The sequence below is a fragment of the Desulfonatronovibrio hydrogenovorans DSM 9292 genome (assembly GCF_000686525.1).
Taxonomy (GTDB): domain Bacteria; phylum Desulfobacterota; class Desulfovibrionia; order Desulfovibrionales; family Desulfonatronovibrionaceae; genus Desulfonatronovibrio; species Desulfonatronovibrio hydrogenovorans.
Genome location: NZ_JMKT01000009.1, coordinates 112,597 through 130,871, shown reverse-complemented (window position 1 = coordinate 130,871; position 18,275 = coordinate 112,597). Strand labels below are relative to the sequence as shown.

The window sequence follows — 18,275 nt, the reverse complement described above, 5'->3', positions numbered from 1 at the left end:
GTTTTAAACACCGTTAACCTAAAAACAGGTTCCTTTTTGAGCCGTCCATGTTTGTTTAAATAAATGTTCAGCCAAATCAAGGTTTCTGGTTGCCAGATCATGGTTCATCAACCATAACAATCCAGGAGATGCGTATGTGGGAAATCAGACTTCACGGCAGAGGAGGCCAGGGAGCCGTAACTTCGGCCGAGCTTCTGGCCAGGGCTGTCATTGCCAAAGGCAAATTCGCCCAGGCCTTTCCAAGTTTCGGACCTGAAAGAAGAGGTGCCCCGGTTCAGGCTTTTGTCCGGGTGGACGACCAGAGGATACTCAAGCGGGAAAAGATATATGAACCCAACATGGTCATGGTCCTTGACCCTACCCTGCTGGATGTGGTCAATGTGGCTGAGGGTCTGAAGCAGGATGGGATAGTGGTGGTCAACAGCTCTGAATCCGGAGCAAAGCTCAAGGAAAAGCATGGCTGGCCAAAAGTTGCTGCAGTCAACGCCACAAAGCTGGCTGTGGAAATCCTTTCGGTCCCTATCACCAACACCACCATGCTCGGCGCTCTGCTCAAGGCCTCAGGCATCCTGGAGGCAGCTGACATGGAAGAGGTCATCCTGGACCGTTTTGGACCCAAGCTTGGACCCAAAAATTTCACTGCCCTGTCCAAGGCCTTTGAAGTCACCAACCCAATTTAGCCTTTCAGGAGAAAAAATATGTCTGATCAAGCAATATGCGCCTGGCAGAAGCTGGAGCTGGGCACAGCCATAACTACTCCCGGCAATGCTGCAGAACTGCGCACCGGAGACTGGAAAACCCTGCATCCGCTTACTGACCAGGAAAAATGCATCAAGTGCGGTCTGTGCAGTTTGTACTGTCCGGAGTTCTGCATTGCCCAGGACAAGGAAGGTTTTTATCCGGCTGATCTGTTCTACTGCAAGGGCTGTGGAATATGCGCCAACGAGTGTCCCAAACAGGCTATAACTATGACCATGGACTAGCCCGGAAAAGTTGTAGGTTGAGTTGAATCCCTGGTCAGGCTCGAAACTGGTCAGACCATGAATTTCCCAGTATGGAACAATCATCTTTCCCGGTGTATACCTCATCAGGGTTACAGGATAATCACGGAGGAGATAATATGAATAAAGCCAAAGGGTTGGAAGTTTCCCTGGCTATTGCCGAAGCAGTAAAGCAGGCTGATGTGGATGTAGTGGCGGCCTATCCCATCACCCCCCAGACCCATATTGTTGAAGAGCTTTCAGTATATGTGGCAAATGGTGAACTGGATGCTGAATACGTTCCAGTGGAGTCCGAGCATTCAGCCATGAGTGCGGCTGTGGGCTCCAGTGCTGCCGGGGCCAGAACCTACACAGCCACCTCGGCCCAGGGCCTGGCCCTGATGCACGAGATCCTTTTCATCGCCTCGGGCCTGAGGCTGCCCATTGTCATGACTGTGGCCAACCGGGCTCTTTCTGCTCCCATCTCCATCTGGAACGACCACGGAGACATTATGTCTGAACGGGACATAGGGTGGATTCAGATTTTTGCTGAAAACGGGCAGGAAGCCTATGAACTGACCATTGCAGCCTTTAAGATTGCTGAGGACCACAGGGTGCTTCTGCCCATCTGTGTCAATGTGGACGGCTTCATCCTGACCCATATGATCGAGCCTATCAATTTTATTGATCAAAATGAGGTGGACAAATTTCTGCCCCCTTTTAAACCGGCCCTGACCCTGGACCCTGAAAAGCCGGTGACCATGGGTCCGGTGGGCGTGCCTGAAGTATACATCGAATCCCGCAAGCAATGCGAGCAGGCCCTGATCAACTCCAAGGCAGTAGTTTCCGAGGTCCTTGCTGACTGGGGACAACGGTTCAACCAGAAGTACAGATTAATTGAAAGAAACGGGGCTGCCAGTCCCAAAACCGTATTCATCACCATGGGATCCATGGGTGAAACCACCATGACCGCAGTCAAGGAACTGGAAGAATCAGGGCAATCCCTGGGTCAGGTCAGAATCAGACTGTGGCGGCCTTTTCCCAAAGAAGAATTCCTGGATGCCATTAAAGATGTGGAAGAAATCATAGTCATTGACCGGGCTTTGAGTCCCGGATCCCACAGTGGACCTGTGGCCCAGGAGATCAAGGCCCTTTTGTACGATCAGCCCCAAAAACCCAAAATCCACAATATCATCGCCGGGTTAGGCGGGCGCGACGTAACCGTCAAGGACTTCAAGAAAATGTATGAAATGGCCAGAAACAATGAACTGGATCCAAATTACACCATATGGGGGGTGCGATCAGATGCTTAATCATCCCGGACTGGAAAATTTTGAAAAGATCACCACCAAAAATATTCCCACAGAAAACTATATATCTCAGGGGCACCGGGCCTGCCAGGGCTGTGCTGAAATCCTGGCCCTGGGCATGGTCATGAAGATTGCCGGTCCCAATACCATTGTAGCCAATGCCACCGGTTGCATGGAGATCGTCACCTCTCCCTTCCCCCAGACCGCCTGGAAGGTCCCCTGGATTCATGTGGCTTTTGAAAACACTGCTGCAGTTGCATCCGGAATTGAGGCCGGGATCAAGGCCCTGAAAAGAAAGGAAAGGTTTAAAAATGATCCCCCCCATGTCATTGCCGTGGGCGGGGACGGAGCCACAGCTGACATTGGACTCCAGTCCTTGTCCGGTGCTCTGGAAAGAGGGCACAACTTTCTTTATGTCTGTCTGGACAATGAAGCTTATATGAACACCGGAATTCAGAGATCAAGCTCAACCCCCTACGGAGCTTCCACCACCACTTCTCCCACCGGTTCCCAGAGCATTGGTCAGCAGACCTGGAAAAAAGACCTGCCCGCCATTGCAGCAGCCCATAATATTCCCTATGTGGCCACTGCCAATCCAGGCTTTCATCTGGATCTCATGAACAAGGTCAAAAAGGCCCTGACCATTGAAGGTCCAGCCTATATCCATATCTATTCAGCCTGTCCCACAGGCTGGAGAAGCAAACCTGAAAAGAGCATTGAAATATCAAAACTGGCTGTACAGACCAATGTCTTTCCCCTGTACGAAATTATTAACGGCAGACTGACCATCACCAAAAAGATAAACAAACCCAAGCCGGTCAGGGAGTACCTCAAAACTCAGCGCAGGTTCGGGCATCTCAGCGACAATGACATCAACTTCATCCAGCAAAGGACCGATGCCAGAATGGCTGAGCTGCAGAGCCTCGAGTCAAGCTCACAAGAGTAATACTGTCCAGACCCGGGCCAAGATGGCTTATTTTCATTGAAAAAAGGGGCGTGATCAATTACGCCCCTTTTTTATTCTTCAAACCCAGGCATGGGGCCATGCTGGATTATTATCCTTTACCTGGTATTTCTGATCAATGCTGTCTGGAGAGCCCAAAGCCCTTTAAAGCTGTGGAACTCATTTTTATCTTGTCAATCCGGGATTGAATTTAATATGTACTTATTTATCCGACATCAGGGCTACTGGGCTTCATCCTTCATAACCACCACAACTCAATCAGAGGAGCTTTCATAATGACCGAAAAACAACTCCACGCCCTGTTCAATCCTCAAAGCGTGGCGGTCATCGGCGCTTCTTCGAGTCCGGGAAAAATCGGTTACAGCATCCTGGAGAACATGATTGAAGCAGGGTTCAAGGGAGATATCTATCCGGTCAACCCCAAGGCAGAATCAATTCTTGACCTCAAGGTGGTCAATCAAATTGAAGACCTGCCCGACAACCTGGATCTAGCTGTAATAACCATTCCCAGGAAACTGGTGGTTGATTCCCTGGACCTTTTGGGCGGGAAAAAAACAGCTGCAGCCATTGTCATTACTGCCGGATTCAAGGAGGTAGGAGGAAAAGGATATTATCTGGAACAGGAACTGATCAATACGGCCCGCAAGCATGACATGGCCCTGCTCGGACCCAACTGCCTGGGCATGATCAACACCCACGGCCTGGTCAATGCTTCATTTGCTGCAGGCAAGCCCGATCCAGGCAACATAGCCTTTTTCTCTCAGTCTGGTGCCCTGTGCGTGGCTATCCTTGACTGGGCCCTGGGGGAAAATATCGGCTTTTCCAAATTTGTGAGCCTTGGCAACAAGGCTGTTCTGGATGAAGCAGATATGATATCCTACCTTGGCCAGGACTCCAAAACCGATGTAATCCTGGGTTATATTGAAAATGTAAGCAATGGCGAAAAGTTTGTTAAAGAAGCCATGAATCACAGCAATGAAAAACCCATCATCATTATCAAGTCCGGAACAACCTCGGCCGGAGCCAAAGCTGCTTCTTCCCACACCGGGGCTATTGCCGGGTCAGATCAGGCCTATACTTCAGCCTTTCAAAAGTCAGGGATCATCAGAGCCCACGACGTTGAAACCCTGTTCAACCTGGCCCAGGCCTTTTCCACTCAGCCCCTGCCCAAGGGCCCCAGCCTGGCCATTGTGACCAACTCAGGAGGACCGGGCATCATGGCTGCAGACGCCTGTGAAAAGTCCTCCCTGAGCATGGCCAGGATATCATCAGCCACTATTGGCCAGATGCAGGAATTTCTTCCTTCATACGCCTCCCTTTACAACCCCATTGACATCATCGGAGATGCAGGCGCCCAGAGATACCTGAAAACCATTGATTCGGTCATCAAAGACGGAAACGTCAACTCTCTCCTGGTCCTTTTGACTCCCACCTCCACTGCAGCCGCAGAAATAGAGGATATCTGCAAAGGCATAGTGGAAGTGTCCCGTAATACAGACAAACCGATTTTCGCCTGTTTTATGGGGAAAAAGATCATCTCCAGAGGCCGGAAAATCCTCATGGATGGCAAAGTTCCATGCTATTCCTTTCCTGAACCGGCCATCAGCTGCATTGAACAGATGTATAAGCACTATCAGTGGAAGAATAATCCCTGTCCCCTGCCCTCGCCGGTCAATCGAGACAGGGGCAGAGCCGCTCTGATCATAGACCGGGTCAAAAAGAGCGGACAGGGAGAAATTGTGGAGTTTCAGGCCCAGGAAATACTCCAGGCCTATAATCTGCCTGTACCCAAGACAGCCCTGGCCCGCTCCAGCCATGACGCTGTGGAGATTGCCCAGCGCTTTGGCTACCCAGTGGTTCTGAAAATCGCTTCACCCAACATATCCCATAAGACTGATGTGGATGGAGTAAAACTAGGGCTAAGCGGCCCTGACCAGGTCAGAAAGACCTTCCTGGACATTACCGGCCGTACTTCCAGAATGCGGCCTGACGCTCATATTGCCGGCTGCCTGGTCCAGGAAATGGCTCCGAAAAACTGCAAAGAGGTTATTGTGGGCTTTAAAAGGGACGATCAGTTCGGCCCTTTGATCATGTTTGGACTTGGCGGCATTTATGTGGAAGTCTTAAAAGACATCTCCTTCCGGCTAGGACCGGTCACCAGGGAGGAGGCCAGGAAGATGATCCGGGAGATAAAATCCTACATGCTGCTCAAGGGGTTCCGGGGTGACTTGCCCATTGATTTCAACGCCATTGAGGAGATCATCCTGACCATGTCCCAGCTGGCTCATGATTTCCCTGAAATCTACGAAGCTGAGTTCAACCCCATTCTGGTCAATTCCCACCAGGCCATGGTGGCGGATGTTCGCATGACCCTGGGCTGATCCCTGATGATTTAATTCACTTTGTTGTTTTTTTTGTCTAATTGTGTAATTAAAGTCCTGAACAGAACACATAACAGGAGGATTTTTCAATGGTCGGACTCTATATCGGATCTACGGCTGGCTTTTCCGGCAAAAACCTCATCACCCTGGCCCTGGGCAAGAAATTCCAGGATGACGGCTTCAAGCTTGGCTTCATGAAGCCAGTGGGAGCCATTCCCAAAGAAATCAATGGAATGATGGTAGATGAGGACGCCTACAGCACCAATGAATTCCTGGACATAAAGTCTGATCCTTCCAAGCTGACCCCGGTTCTCGTGTCCCAGGACTTCAAGATGAAAGCCTATTCTGGTGAATGTCTGCTGTACAGAAACGACATCAAAAAAGCATATGATGAACTCAGCCAAAACAAGGAAATCATGCTGGTGGGCGGTTCAGGGAGTTTTCTGTATTCAGGGAAATACTGCCAGCTGGACGGGTACAACATATCCCGCCTCCTGGATTCCAAAGTAGTGATTATTGACCGCTATTTCCGTGAGCTGAACTATGATTATCTCATTGCGGCCCAGGAGGTCTTAGGTGACAAGCTGCTGGGGGTCATCCTCAATGACGTTCCTGAATACTTCATGCAGGAGACAAGAGAGTTCATAGTGCCCATGCTGGAAAACAGACAGGTCAAAGTCCTGGGAATCATCCCCCATGATGATGTGCTCAAAGCCATAACTATCGGCGATCTTGCCTCACAGCTGGGCGGAAAGATCATCTCCATGCATGCCAAGGCTGACCAGATCATCCAGAGCTTTCTCATCGGCACCATGCAGATTGAAAACTTCATGACCCACTTTCACAAAAACAAAAATGTGGCTGTCATTGTTGGTGGAGATCGGTCTGACCTCCAGCTGGTGGCTTTGGAAGGAAACTGTCCCTGCCTGATCCTGACTGGCAATATTTATCCCAACGACATCATCCTGACCCGATCCGAGGTCCTGGGAATTCCCATTATCGTAGCCAGGGAGGACACCTTTACCGTAGCCCAGAAGATGGAGAACATCCTCAATCGGACCAAGCTTCGGGAGGCGGTCAAGATCAACCAGGGCTGTCAGGTGGTCAATGAAAACCTGGATTATGACGCTCTGTATAAGGGGCTGGGTATCAGTCCGACCAAGTAATGGCTGTATTGGCGGCCCTTCATACCTGCCTTTAATCAAAAGCCGCTCCGGGTTCCAGATGCCAGAGATGATCCCGGGACGGCTTTTCCTGTTTCCAGGCCAGGCTTTGGCTGGTGCCTTTTTGGCACATATATGTTCATTAATTCACTATGTATTATTAACCTGAAAAAAATGGTTAAATATTGACTTGATAAAACAAGCTTCAGAGTCTGGAGTATGTTTATCCGGGTTCAGCCCCTGTCAGGCTCATCCATGGAAAAAACGCTGCGACTCTTTTGGAGCTTTAACCCATCAACTGGCTGGCGACAAAAATGATCAATAAAACCAATTGGGACTGGGAAACAGGGACCAAGGTGGTGGTGGACTCGCTGAACTGTCCGCTGCTTTATGTCTGGCGCGAGGAAAACCAGGTCAGCCCTGACGGAGAAAAAATCGCTTCCATCATCAATACCGGAGACTACAGGTTCAGCGTCTGTGAAAACCTGCAGAACTGGGACCAAAACTTTGAAAAGGTCTGGGGACTGCAGTATGGCCCGGACGGACGTTTGACAGCCTTGGTCATGCAGGACGATCTCTGGACAGTTTGTGTGGACGGCAAAACCTGGGACCAGCGTTTCGACTATGTCTGGGATACAAAATTCAGCCGAAACGGAAACGCAGTCGCCATAGCCATTCAAAGTGAAATGCGCTATGGCATGGCCATCAACGACCAAGTCTGGCCAAACCTTTTTATCAATGCCAACCATTTCACCATCAGCCCATCCGGGTCCGACAGCTGTGCGGTGATCCAGACCAGGGCAATGGAACAGGCCGATGTCTTCAGCTTTCAGAAAGGCTCCTATTCTGTTGCAGTCAATGGTCAGGCCTGGCCTGTTGAACTGGTAAACATCTGGACTCCAGTCTTTCATCCTGAAAAAAAGAGCGTAGCCGCCCAGTGTCGAACTTCTCTTTACGACTATTCCATCATTGTTGATGGTCAGGTCTGGCCCAAAAGTTTTTCCAGCATCTGGAGGCCATCCTTTAATCCTGTTAATTCATCTTTATTGGCCCCGGCCAGAGAGGGAAAGCAATGGGTGGTGGTCCAGGATGGGGAAGTTGTTCTAAGGCCTGGTTTTTTTCAGATGTGGAACCTGTGTCACTCACCCAATGGCCGTCACTGGGCAGCCATTGTTGCCCCGGAATTCGGGAAGTGGACCGTAGCTGTAGATGGAAAACCCTGGAAAATAAGATTTAAAACCCTGGTTTATGACTTAACCTTCGGACCGGTAGGTGAAAAAGCCGCAGCAACCGGTAAAAACAGGGACCAATGGCACATAGCAGTGGACGGCCAAATATGGGACAATTCCTTTGATATGGCTTGGCAGCCCGTATTCAGCGATGATGAGCAGCACGCAGCCGCCAAAGTGGAAAAAAACGGAAAATACCATATCATAATAAACAACAAGGCCTACCCCATGGAGTTCGATCAAGTCTGTGACCCGGTGTTCAGTCCTGACAGCAGGAAAATCCTGATCCGGGGCATAACAGGACACAGATTCATCCGAATTGTGGACACGGTCTGAGCTGCAGACCATTTTTAAAAGGCAAGGAAAGCCATGCATCAACTTTACGAATTCGTCTCCGGTCCTCTGGCCTGGATCGCCTGGACAGTATTCATAGTCGGATCATTGACCAGGGTAGTCGTTCTGGTGACTTCCACCATTGAAAAAGATCCGGTGGTTGTAAATTATTTCAGCCTAAAACATGCCCTGAGATCCATGGTGATCTGGAGTATTCCCTTTTTCCCCAGATCCTCCCGTCTTAATCCGGTCATGACTGTTGTTTCCTTTACCTTTCATATCTGCGTGATTTTGGTTCCCCTGTTCGCCCTTGGGCATATTGTTCTCTGGGAGGAGTTTTTCGGCATCTCATTCTGGGCACTTCCGGACAGGATAACGGACATTATGACCCTGATGGTAATCTTTGGCCTGATCTTTTTTATTATCCGCAGGTTCAGCCTGAAAGAGGTCAAATATGTTTCCAGTTGGTCCGACTATATGCTTCCCCTGCTGATCCTGGCCCCTTTTGTAACAGGTTACGCAGCCTTTCATGGATGGTTCAATCCCCAGCTGATGCTTATACTCCATATTTTTAGCGGTGAAGTGCTGCTCATGGCCATACCCTTTACCAGGCTGGTCCATATGGTCTTTGCCCCTTTCACCCGGGCTTACACAGCCTCGGAATTCGGAGCAGTGCGTCATGCCAAAGACTGGTAATAACCATATAAAGCAGAAAAAAATCAGCGGAAATAAAAATGAATTATAGAACCACCGAGGACATCGGCCTGATCACAGGAGCGAAAAACTTAACTGCTGAAAAAATCAGGTCTGCTGTTCATAAAGTCTTCAGCAAAGAAGCCGGTCCAAGACTCAAGGCCTACTACAACACCTGCGTCAGATGCGGGCTCTGTTCTCAGGCCTGCCACTACTTCTTGTCCATGGACAATGACCCGTCCTTCAGCCCGGTGGGCAAAGTCAAGCAGACTGTCTGGGAACTCCTTGACCCCGGCAAAAGAATAACTCCTGATTTCATAGTCAATGCAGCCCAGATAGCCTATACCGAATGCAACCTGTGCCGGCGCTGTTCCATGTACTGCCCCTTTGGCATAGATACTGCCTATATGATAACCTTGGTCAGACGCCTCTGCCATCTTCTGGGAGTTACCCCTCAGTACATACAGGATACGGCTCACAGTCACGCATCAACCATGAATCAGATGTGGATCAAGGAAGACGAATGGATCGACAGCCTGCAATGGCAGGAAGATGAGGCCAGGGATGAACTGCCCATGCTCAGAATCCCCATTGAAAAAAACGGAGCAGAGATATTCTATTCGGTAATCGGTCCTGAACCCAAGTTCAGGTCTCAACTCATTTACCAGGCTGCTGTAATCATGAACGTGGCCCAGGTGGACTGGACCATGCCGGCCACACCCGGCTGGGACAACAGCGACATGGCCATGTATGTGGGCGACTATGAACTGATGGGCAGGATGAAAAAGATCCATTTTGAAACTGCCCTGCGCCTGAAATGCAAAAAAATAGTCATGGGCGAATGCGGCCACGCCTTCAGGTCAGTCTATGATACCGGGTCACGCTGGCTGGGCTGGAAAGAACCGCCAGTGCCCATCATTCACGCAGTACAGTTCTATTGGGACCTGCTCAACGAGGGTAAGATCAGGGTAGGTAAAAAGTTCGAACAACCAGTGACTTTTCATGATCCATGCAACATTGTCCGGGGTATGGGACTGCACGAAAAAGCCAGGGATCTTGTCCGGGCCTTTTGCAGGGACTTTGTTGAAATGCATCCCAACCGGGAGCACAATTATTGTTGCTGCGCCGGAGGAGGAGTGATCAATTGCGGACCTCCCCATAAGAAAACCAGAGTGCTGGGGAATAAAATCAAGGCTGACCAGCTCCGGGCCACTGGTGTGCCAGTGGTTATCGCCCCTTGTCACAATTGTCATGGTGGTCTGGAAGATATCCTTCATCACTACAAGGTGGACATGCAGATTAAATTCCTGGGAGACATTATTTATGAATGTATTGATAAAACAAGTGTTGAATAGAATATTCCCGGCTGTCCTGATTCTCCTGGCCCTTCTTTTTCTGATCCCGGGATTTATTTTTTCCCAGAATCCCGTCCCCCTGTTCAAAGATGATAACTTTACCGATCCCCTGCGAGGTCCTGTTTTATTCGACCATGACCAGCACGAGCTGATGTATGACTGCTCCAGGTGTCATCACCTTTACGACAACCAGGGAAACCTGCTTGAAGGTATGGCTTCGATAGACCTGAGATGCTCAGACTGTCATACTGTTGAGGGCCAAGACGATATTCTTCCCCTGCGCAGGGCCTATCATCTCCAGTGCAAAGGCTGCCACCTGGATGAAGGCCAAGGGCCGTTTGCCTGCTCAGAATGTCATATTCGTTAGTGAGCTTCTTCCAGCCCGACTGATTAACCCTTCATCCCCAAACAGGATGATTCATGAGTATTGATCAACTGATAGTTTTTTTGGTTCTTGCTCTGTCCCTTGTCCTGTTTGTCCATGGAAAAATCCGCTATGATCTGACCGCTCTATTGGCCCTGCTGGCTGTAGTTGTCAGCGGAGTCCTGCCCACAGATCTGGCCTTTGAAGGCTTTTCCCATCCGGCAGTGGTCACGGTGGCTGCCGTCCTGATAATCAGCAGGGCCCTGAGCAACGCCGGAATCGTGGATATCATCGCCAGACAGCTGTCTCCCATTGCCCATCACCCGATTATGCTCACCGGCGCATTATGTATTGTTGTAGCCGTGCTCTCAGCCTTTATGAACAATGTTGGAGCCTTAGCTCTGATCATGCCGGTGGCCATTCAGCTGGGACGTAAAAAAAACATATCCCCTTCCCTGCTGCTCATGCCCCTGGCCTTTTGTTCCCTTTTGGGGGGATTAACCACTCTTATCGGGACACCACCCAACATCATAATCGCCACTTACCGGGCCCAAGTTGATCCCTCTCCATTTGCAATGTTTGACTTCACTCCAGTGGGGGTCAGCCTAAGCCTGATCGGTTTGGTATTCATTATCTTTCTGGCCCGTTTTTTCCTGCCCGACAGGAAAGGACAGACCGGTGTCCAGGATCTGTTTAAAATCGATTCTTACCTCACAGAGGTGGTGGTTCCTGAAGGTTCAAAAGTCATTGGAAAAAGCATCAGAGACCTGGAATACCTGACTGAAACCGATATTGTGATTGTCGGGCTTGTCCGGGGAAGCACACGCCTGTCTGTTCCTTCCAGCTTTGAAATCCTTAACCCCGGAGATATCTTGGTTGTCGAAGCTGACTCCGAAGACCTCGATGTCCTGATCAAAGAAGCTGGTCTGAATCTGGTAGGAAGCAAGGAATTGTGTCCTGAATCGGGAAATGAAGAGGATAAGGATAAAAGTTCTTTTGATAAGGATGCCTGCAGACAAGTCCTGAAGGCCGACAATATGCAGCTGATGGAAGCCGTTATCCAACTCGAATCACCCATCATTGGTAAAACTGTGCTCAACCTGAACCTGCGCTGGAAGTACGGCATTAATCTCTTAGCTGTGGCTAGACAGGGAGCCCGCATGACTCAAAGGCTTAAAAGCATCAGGTTCCGGGCCGGTGATATTCTTCTGCTGCAAGGTCAACCCGATTCCATGCCCGATAGCCTGAAGGAAATGGGCTGTTTTCCCCTGGCACAAAGACCCCTCGGTTTGAGTCCACGCAAAGACACCGTCCTGGCCATCTCCATTTTCATCCTGGCAGTGGCCTTGACCACCCTGGGGTACCTCCCTGTTCACATAGCCCTGGTCGGAGCTGCCCTGTTCATGCTGTTACGCGGGACAATCAGCCTGAATGATGCCTATAAAAGCGTGGACTGGCCGATTATAGTTCTTCTGGGGGCAATGATTCCTGTGGGTACGGCCATGGAAATGACTGGTGGAGCACAATTCATTGCTGATCAGATTCTGGCTGTTTCAGGCAATCTTTCTCCCCTGGCCACCATGGGCTTACTCATGATCGCCACCATGGCCCTGTCCAATCTGATAAACAATGCTGCAGCCGCAGTACTGATGGCCCCAATAGCCATCAATATTGCAACTCTGATCAATGCCTCATTTGACCCTTTTCTGATGACCGTGGCTGTTGGAGCTTCTCTGCCTTTTCTGACTCCAATCGGACATCAGTCCAACACCCTGGTCTTGGGCCCTGGTGGATACAGATTCGGCGATTACTGGAAGTTAGGACTTCCCCTGTCCATCATTCTTGGAATCTCAGCTGTTCTTCTGATAAGTATTATCTGGCCGCTTTAGAAGGCTGGCTATGAAAAAATCAAGGTTTGAAAAATTTCAGACTGGTCTTCTTAATCCCGCCTTTGCAAAGGCCCAGCATCTGGCGCAGCTCCTTTTGGGTGCCATGCTCAACAAATACATCTGGAATCCCCAGCCGTTTGACATGCAGACCGCCAAGCAGATCATGATCTGCAAGAAATTCCAGCACAGCTGAAGAAAAGCCGCCAGCCAGGACATTCTCCTCCAACAAAAGGATCCTGTTGAACCTTTTTCTAAGGTCAAAAATCATCTCTGCCGGCAGGGGCTTGACAAACCGGGCATTCAGCACAGCCAGGGACATCTTTTCATCTTCAAGTTCCAGGGCAGCCTCCAGGGCCGGATAAACCCTGCTTCCAACCGCCATGATCAGACCGTGGGAGCCATCTTTGATAAGTTCTGCTCGGCCCACTTCCACAGGCAGGATCTCATCCCTGACGGATGAACCCACACCCACCCCTCTTGGATACCTTATAACTGCAGGACCTGGGTGCTGGACAGCTGTGTACAGCATTCTCTGCAGCTCTGCCTCATCTTTGGGTGCCATGCAGATCAAATTGGGAATATGCCGAAGATAGGAAAAATCAAATACTCCGTGGTGAGTGGCTCCGTCCTCCCCCACAATCCCGCCTCTGTCCAGGCAGAGGGTCACAGGCAGATTCTGAAGACAGACGTCATGCACCACCTGGTCATAGGACCTCTGCAGAAAAGTCGAATAAACCGCAACAACCGGTTTGAAGCCTCTGGTGGCCAGGCCGGCCGCAAAAGTCACGGCATGCTGTTCGCAGATCCCGACATCAAAAAACCGGTCAGGATACTTTTCCGCAAACCGTCTCAAACCTGTACCTTCCGGCATGGCTGCAGTGATGGCCACGATTTTTTCATCTGTTCCAGCCAGACTGCAAAGGGTATTTCCAAATACCTCGGTGTAAGTGGGCAGACACTTCCCCTTACTCTTTCTGGCCAGCCCGGTTTCCGGCTCAAAACAACCCACACCGTGAAAATGGGTAGGATTTTCTTCTGCCGGTTGATAGCCCTTGCCTTTTTTGGTCAAAACATGGACCAGTACAGGTCCTTCCAGAGTCTTAAGCTGGTTGAAAACCCTGGTCATGGTTCTTATGTTATGCCCGTCAACCGGACCAATATAGTTGAATTTAAAGGCTTCAAAAAGAATCCCTGGAGTAAAGAAGCCCTTAAGGGACTCCTCGCTCTTCCGGGCATAATTGAGGATGTCCTCACCGATCCTGGGGATATGGCGCATCCATCCTTCAACTTCTTTTTTAAATCTGACCATCCACCTGGAGGAGAGTTTGCGGCTCAAAAAAGAGGAAAGAGCTCCCACATTCTTGGAAATGGACATCTCATTGTCATTGAGAATGACTATAAGATCCCTGTCCAGGTCTCCGGCCTGATTAAGCCCTTCATAAGCTAGGCCGGCGGTCATGGATCCATCTCCGATCACTGCCAGGACCTTGCTGGTATCCTTTAGAATGTCCCTGGCCACAGCCATGCCCAGTCCAGCGGAAATAGAGGTGCTGGAATGTCCCACACCAAAATGATCAAACTCGCTTTCATCCATTCTTGGAAAGCCGCTGATCCCTTCTATTTTACGCAGGGTATGAAAATGATCCTTTCTTCCGGTAAGTATTTTATAGGCATAGGCCTGATGTCCCACGTCCCAGATGATCTGGTCCTTTTCAAAATCAAAGACATTCATCAGGGCCACGGTCAGATCAACCACACCCAGGGACGGAGCCAGATGACCGCCGTTTTTGGAAACAACCCTGATGATGAGCTCCCTGACTTGGGAAGCCAGACATTCAAGCTCTTCCGGCTTCAAATCCCTGATCAGGTCTGGTTTGGAAAGGCTGGAAAGAATATGTACGTTGTTATCAGACATGATTTAATACAAATGAAAAAGAGGCGGTCAATTTGACCGCCTCTGTGTTTAAAGATTTTCTACCATTTTTTACGGCATTGCTCTGCATAGGCCTTTTCCTGCTCTTCAAATGAAGCAAAGCCGGCATGATGGAGAGCATCCTCAACTGTGGTCTGCCAGTCCCAGTTTGAATAAATAACCGGCTTGTGAAAGGTTTCCCGGAACCTGTTCATTTCCTGCCGATAGAAGTCTTCCTTGGACGAGCCAAGGCTGGCGTAAAGCTGATCATGCAGCCTGCCCAGCTCACCCTCGTACCACTCCAGCAGGTCATTTTCAGAAGAATATTTTTTCAGGATATGTTCGTAATTATGCTTTTGGAGCAGATCCTGCAGCCTGTTGAAGTGCTGTTTCTTGATCCAGGCTCCCAGGTCTCTGATCTTGATGTTTTCACTTTCAGTATCGGCAAAGTCATACTTGGTCTGGGAATAGGTATCTGGCACCACTGAGGCGGATACGATACCTGCGATGCATACTAAGCCCCGGATGATCAGGCTGTTGGATACCCCCTGCCCGCAGAATCCGACTTTTTTACCGAATTTCTGACCGGTAAAAATAGTGGATAAGATGGCCCAGACCACAGCCGGATCCTCCTCATCATAAATATGTCTGAGTCTGGAATTATCCCGGTCAGTTCCCAGGACTAGCTGGGTCATGTCATTGGAGCCTATGGAAAACCCGTCAAATTCTCTGATGAATTCCTTGGCGATTATTGCATTGCTCGGGATCTCGGACATAAGGATGATCTTGAGCCCGTCCTCACCGGATTTCAGCTTGTGGACATTGGCCAGATAACGCTTCATGCTCCTGGCCTCTTCCAGGGTCCGGACAAAAGGAAGCATCAGCTGAAGATTCTTGCCGCCAAAGGCCCCTCTGGCCAGCTTGAAAGCCTCCAGTTCCCAGTCATGGATATCCCTGGACACACCCCTGTAACCAAGCATTGGGTTATCTTCATAGTCCTCGAACAGCATCCCTCCCAAAAGGTTGCGGTATTCGTTGGATTTATAGTCAGTGGTCCGGTAAATGATCTCCTTGCCGTAAAAAGCCATGGAAAAAAGGGCCAGACCCTGAGACAGGGTCTGGACATAAAGCTCCTTGCCGTTTCTGTATCCTTTGGAGATTATTGTCTGATGAATGTTGTCTGGAAGGTTGCGCACATCATCCATTTTCCGCTTCAGTCCGACCTTTTGAGCGACTTCTATTCTCAGTTCCCCGATTCCATTGAAAATTTCCCGGACATAATCATTGTCAGCAATCCTTTTATGGATGGACTCAATCCGGTCTTCAATTTCCTGCCTGGCCTGGGGAGACTCGGCATCGTCATGGTTAAGCAGGAGCAGCTCATCGGCAAAACCCATAATAATTGATATATGCTCTCTCAGATCAACCGAAGTCTTGAGGATGTCCAGTCTTTTGGTGGCCAGGTCAATATGCTCGTCCAGCTTGTTGTCAAGCTCCCTGAGCTGCCGGTGCAGAGCCAGGACCTCGTCCGTGCCTTTGGCTCCCTTCTGCTCGGTCAGTTCATTGACCCTGTCTTCCAGACCTGTGACTATCCCCACATACTTGCGAAGATTAAAGTCAAGGGAAACCACCCCGGCTGCCAGCTGATCCCGGACAACTTTGGTCAGGTCCCCTTCCAGTTCTCCAAGTTTCTTGTCCACCACCTCTTGCAGATAGCTTTTATCGTAGGCTTCAAGGGCCTGAGGATGAACCCCGATATTTCCCAGCATAAACTCGGCCCGGAGAAGTCCAACCTCAAAATCAGAAATACTTCTCAGCCTTGAAAGAAAAAGGGCCTGGCCCACATCGGCCAGGATAAGGCCAACCTTGGTCTTGGTCTTGGGAAGCTTGCTCAGATCCATTTCTCCGCCCACTTCAACAAGCGGAATAAGCCCCCGGTAGACCTGACCTCTGGAACCATCAACAGTCACTTCCTGGCCATCCAGGGCCCTCAGGGCTTCCAGCCGCTTGATGCCGATGACCGCAGGAATGCCCAGCTCTCTTGAAGTAATGGCCGCATGGCTGGTATCACCACCAGCATCAGCCAGTATGGCCGATGCAATGCGCATTCCCGGAACCATGTCCGGGTCGGTTCGGTCAGCAGCCAGAACATCTCCTTTATTAATTTTGTTCAGCTCCAGGGCGGAACGCAGAAATTTGATGGTGCCCTGTCCTGCTCCTCTGGATGCTCCATTGCCCTCAAGAATGACTTCAGCCCTGGGCAGTAATTTTTCATCCACCTCCATCCGGCGCATGTATATGGTGTGGGGGTATTTCTCAAACTCCTCGTTCCACCTGGTCTCCGGTCTGGCCTGGACAAACCACAGCCGGTCCCACTTATCAATGCAGAACTCAGTGTCCATGATCATTCCGTTGTAAGCCTTGCTGATGGCCCGCACCCCCTTGGCCACCATTTCAGCCTGGGCCAGGGACAAGGACCAGCGAAAGATCATATCCTGGGGGACCGACTCTTCCTTGGTCCCGGCGCCGGTTTCATCGTAGACTATTTTTTTGTCCTTGAACCCCATATTCCTGATGACCACCTCTTCTCCGTCATCGCGCTGAAACACAAAAAACTTGTCAGGAGTGACCATGCCGCTGACCACGGCCTCGCCAAGCCCGTAACTGGCATCAATTGATACCAGATCCATACGGTCTGTCCCGCGACAGCCAGTAGAAGTGTCAGCACTGAAGGCGGTGCCGGAAATCACCGGATTGATCATGCGCATTATGCATACTGAAAGCGAGGTGTTCTCAATAGACCACTCTTCCTTGGCTTTGGAGGCAATGGAATCATCACCGGTCCTCTCGGCCTTGGCCACTGCATCCAGGATGGCCTCTCTGCGGTAGGTCATGCTGCGCAGGTTGTAGGCCGAGGCACAGTCCCAGTGGTAAGCCTCAACCACATTATTCTCACCCACAATATTCAAATATGTATCCTGGAGTCCGGCAAAGGCCTTTTTCCGGCTATCCTCCCCGGCTGCAGAGGATCTGACTGCCACTGGAACATTTTCCTGCCCGGCCTCCTTACAGATGGATCTGTAGGCCTGGCGGACAGCATCTTCAACTTCAGCAGGCAGGTCCACACTCAAAATAGCCACCTGCACCAGGACGGATCTTTTTCTGAGCTGATCAATTCCTTCAGGAGATACAGCAAAGCCTTCAACCACATTATTAATAAAAGTCCTCAGCTTGATCAGGGTTCCTTCAGTCTTGAGGGACCTTTTTATCTTCATGGCCAGCTTGCGCACAAACTTGCGCAGGAATTCGGAATCAGTATTAATGACCTCGTCATTCCAGTCGATGGCATCATATTCCTTGTCCACTGCGGATCTGAGGACTGCTGCGTTGACCTTGGTTTCATCCAGCAGGCTGTGAAAGGCATTGGCTGAAATGGCCCGGAACTGGGGAGCCCTGATATTCTCAATGGTATTCATTATGGCAGTGTTGTAGTTCTTACCGCCCACCAGCAATTCCGATTCAACACCTATATCCATTATATCCTTGGCGTTTAGAACCAGCTGCGACTTTATCTTCTGAATTTTTTCCATCTTCCTGGCGTCGGACTTGCTGGCCTTTGCCGGACCTTTTTTTTCATCCTGTTGCTTGGTGGACTTTGCCATTCCTTGCTCTCCTTTGGATCATTCTTTAATCTTTACCAAA

General features: G+C 50.1%; 13 protein-coding genes. 11 read left to right on the top strand and 2 right to left on the bottom strand.

Annotation, left to right across the window (positions count from 1 at the left end; all coding sequences use genetic code 11):
- Positions 1 to 134 precede the first annotated feature (134 nt).
- The 11 genes from P771_RS0105840 to P771_RS0105780 all read left to right on the top strand — a co-directional run bounded on the left by P771_RS0105840 (position 135) and on the right by P771_RS0105780 (position 12,661).
- Complete coding sequence (locus tag P771_RS0105840; protein WP_028574404.1) at positions 135 to 680, top strand: pyruvate ferredoxin oxidoreductase subunit gamma; 546 nt, start codon at positions 135 to 137, stop codon at positions 678 to 680.
- Between the two features lie 18 nt (positions 681 to 698).
- Entirely contained in the window at positions 699 to 983 is a 285-nt protein-coding gene (locus tag P771_RS0105835) for a 4Fe-4S binding protein (RefSeq protein ID WP_028574403.1), read from the top strand.
- A gap of 137 nt (positions 984 to 1,120) precedes the next feature.
- Positions 1,121 to 2,293 carry a pyruvate ferredoxin oxidoreductase gene (porA, locus tag P771_RS0105830; RefSeq protein ID WP_028574402.1) on the top strand — a complete coding sequence of 391 codons (1,173 nt, stop codon included), beginning with the start codon at positions 1,121 to 1,123 and terminating at the stop codon, positions 2,291 to 2,293.
- Positions 2,286 to 3,236, top strand: a complete 951-nt coding sequence (porB, locus tag P771_RS0105825; protein ID WP_028574401.1) for a pyruvate synthase subunit PorB — start codon at positions 2,286 to 2,288, stop codon at positions 3,234 to 3,236. The genes porA and porB overlap by 8 nt, the downstream gene beginning before the upstream one ends.
- 293 nt (positions 3,237 to 3,529) lie before the next feature.
- A complete protein-coding gene (locus P771_RS0105815) occupies positions 3,530 to 5,635 on the top strand; it encodes an acetate--CoA ligase family protein (RefSeq protein ID WP_028574400.1) in 2,106 nt (701 codons plus the stop codon).
- 89 nt (positions 5,636 to 5,724) lie between these two features.
- Positions 5,725 to 6,801 (top strand): phosphotransacetylase family protein, encoded by a 1,077-nt coding sequence (locus P771_RS0105810; protein WP_028574399.1) that lies wholly within the window; start codon positions 5,725 to 5,727, stop codon positions 6,799 to 6,801.
- A gap of 311 nt (positions 6,802 to 7,112) precedes the next feature.
- On the top strand, positions 7,113 to 8,363 hold the full coding sequence (gene tmcD / locus P771_RS0105800) for an electron transfer complex subunit TmcD (protein WP_028574398.1): 1,251 nt from the start codon (positions 7,113 to 7,115) through the stop codon (positions 8,361 to 8,363).
- A gap of 33 nt (positions 8,364 to 8,396) precedes the next feature.
- Positions 8,397 to 9,056: a TmcC family electron transfer complex membrane anchor subunit gene (tmcC, locus tag P771_RS0105795; RefSeq protein ID WP_028574397.1), complete on the top strand. Its 660-nt coding sequence runs from the start codon at positions 8,397 to 8,399 to the stop codon at positions 9,054 to 9,056.
- A gap of 38 nt (positions 9,057 to 9,094) precedes the next feature.
- Positions 9,095 to 10,408, top strand: a complete 1,314-nt coding sequence (tmcB, locus tag P771_RS0105790) for an electron transfer complex ferredoxin TmcB (protein ID WP_028574396.1) — start codon at positions 9,095 to 9,097, stop codon at positions 10,406 to 10,408.
- Positions 10,377 to 10,775: an acidic tetraheme cytochrome c3 TmcA gene (tmcA, locus tag P771_RS0105785; RefSeq protein WP_161635948.1), complete on the top strand. Its 399-nt coding sequence runs from the start codon at positions 10,377 to 10,379 to the stop codon at positions 10,773 to 10,775. The genes tmcB and tmcA overlap by 32 nt, the downstream gene beginning before the upstream one ends.
- 53 nt (positions 10,776 to 10,828) lie before the next feature.
- The gene (locus tag P771_RS0105780) at positions 10,829 to 12,661 is read left to right on the top strand and encodes an SLC13 family permease (RefSeq protein ID WP_028574394.1); all 1,833 of its coding nucleotides are present in this window, start codon (positions 10,829 to 10,831) and stop codon (positions 12,659 to 12,661) included.
- 19 nt (positions 12,662 to 12,680) lie between these two features.
- On the opposite strand, the gene dxs is transcribed toward P771_RS0105780, so the two are convergent.
- Both dxs and P771_RS0105770 read right to left on the bottom strand, forming a co-directional pair.
- Positions 12,681 to 14,576 carry a 1-deoxy-D-xylulose-5-phosphate synthase gene (gene dxs, locus P771_RS0105775; RefSeq protein ID WP_028574393.1) on the bottom strand — a complete coding sequence of 632 codons (1,896 nt, stop codon included), beginning with the start codon at positions 14,574 to 14,576 and terminating at the stop codon, positions 12,681 to 12,683.
- Positions 14,577 to 14,635: 59 nt separating this feature from the next.
- Complete coding sequence (locus tag P771_RS0105770) at positions 14,636 to 18,235, bottom strand: PEP/pyruvate-binding domain-containing protein (RefSeq protein ID WP_028574392.1); 3,600 nt, start codon at positions 18,233 to 18,235, stop codon at positions 14,636 to 14,638.
- Positions 18,236 to 18,275 lie beyond the last annotated feature (40 nt).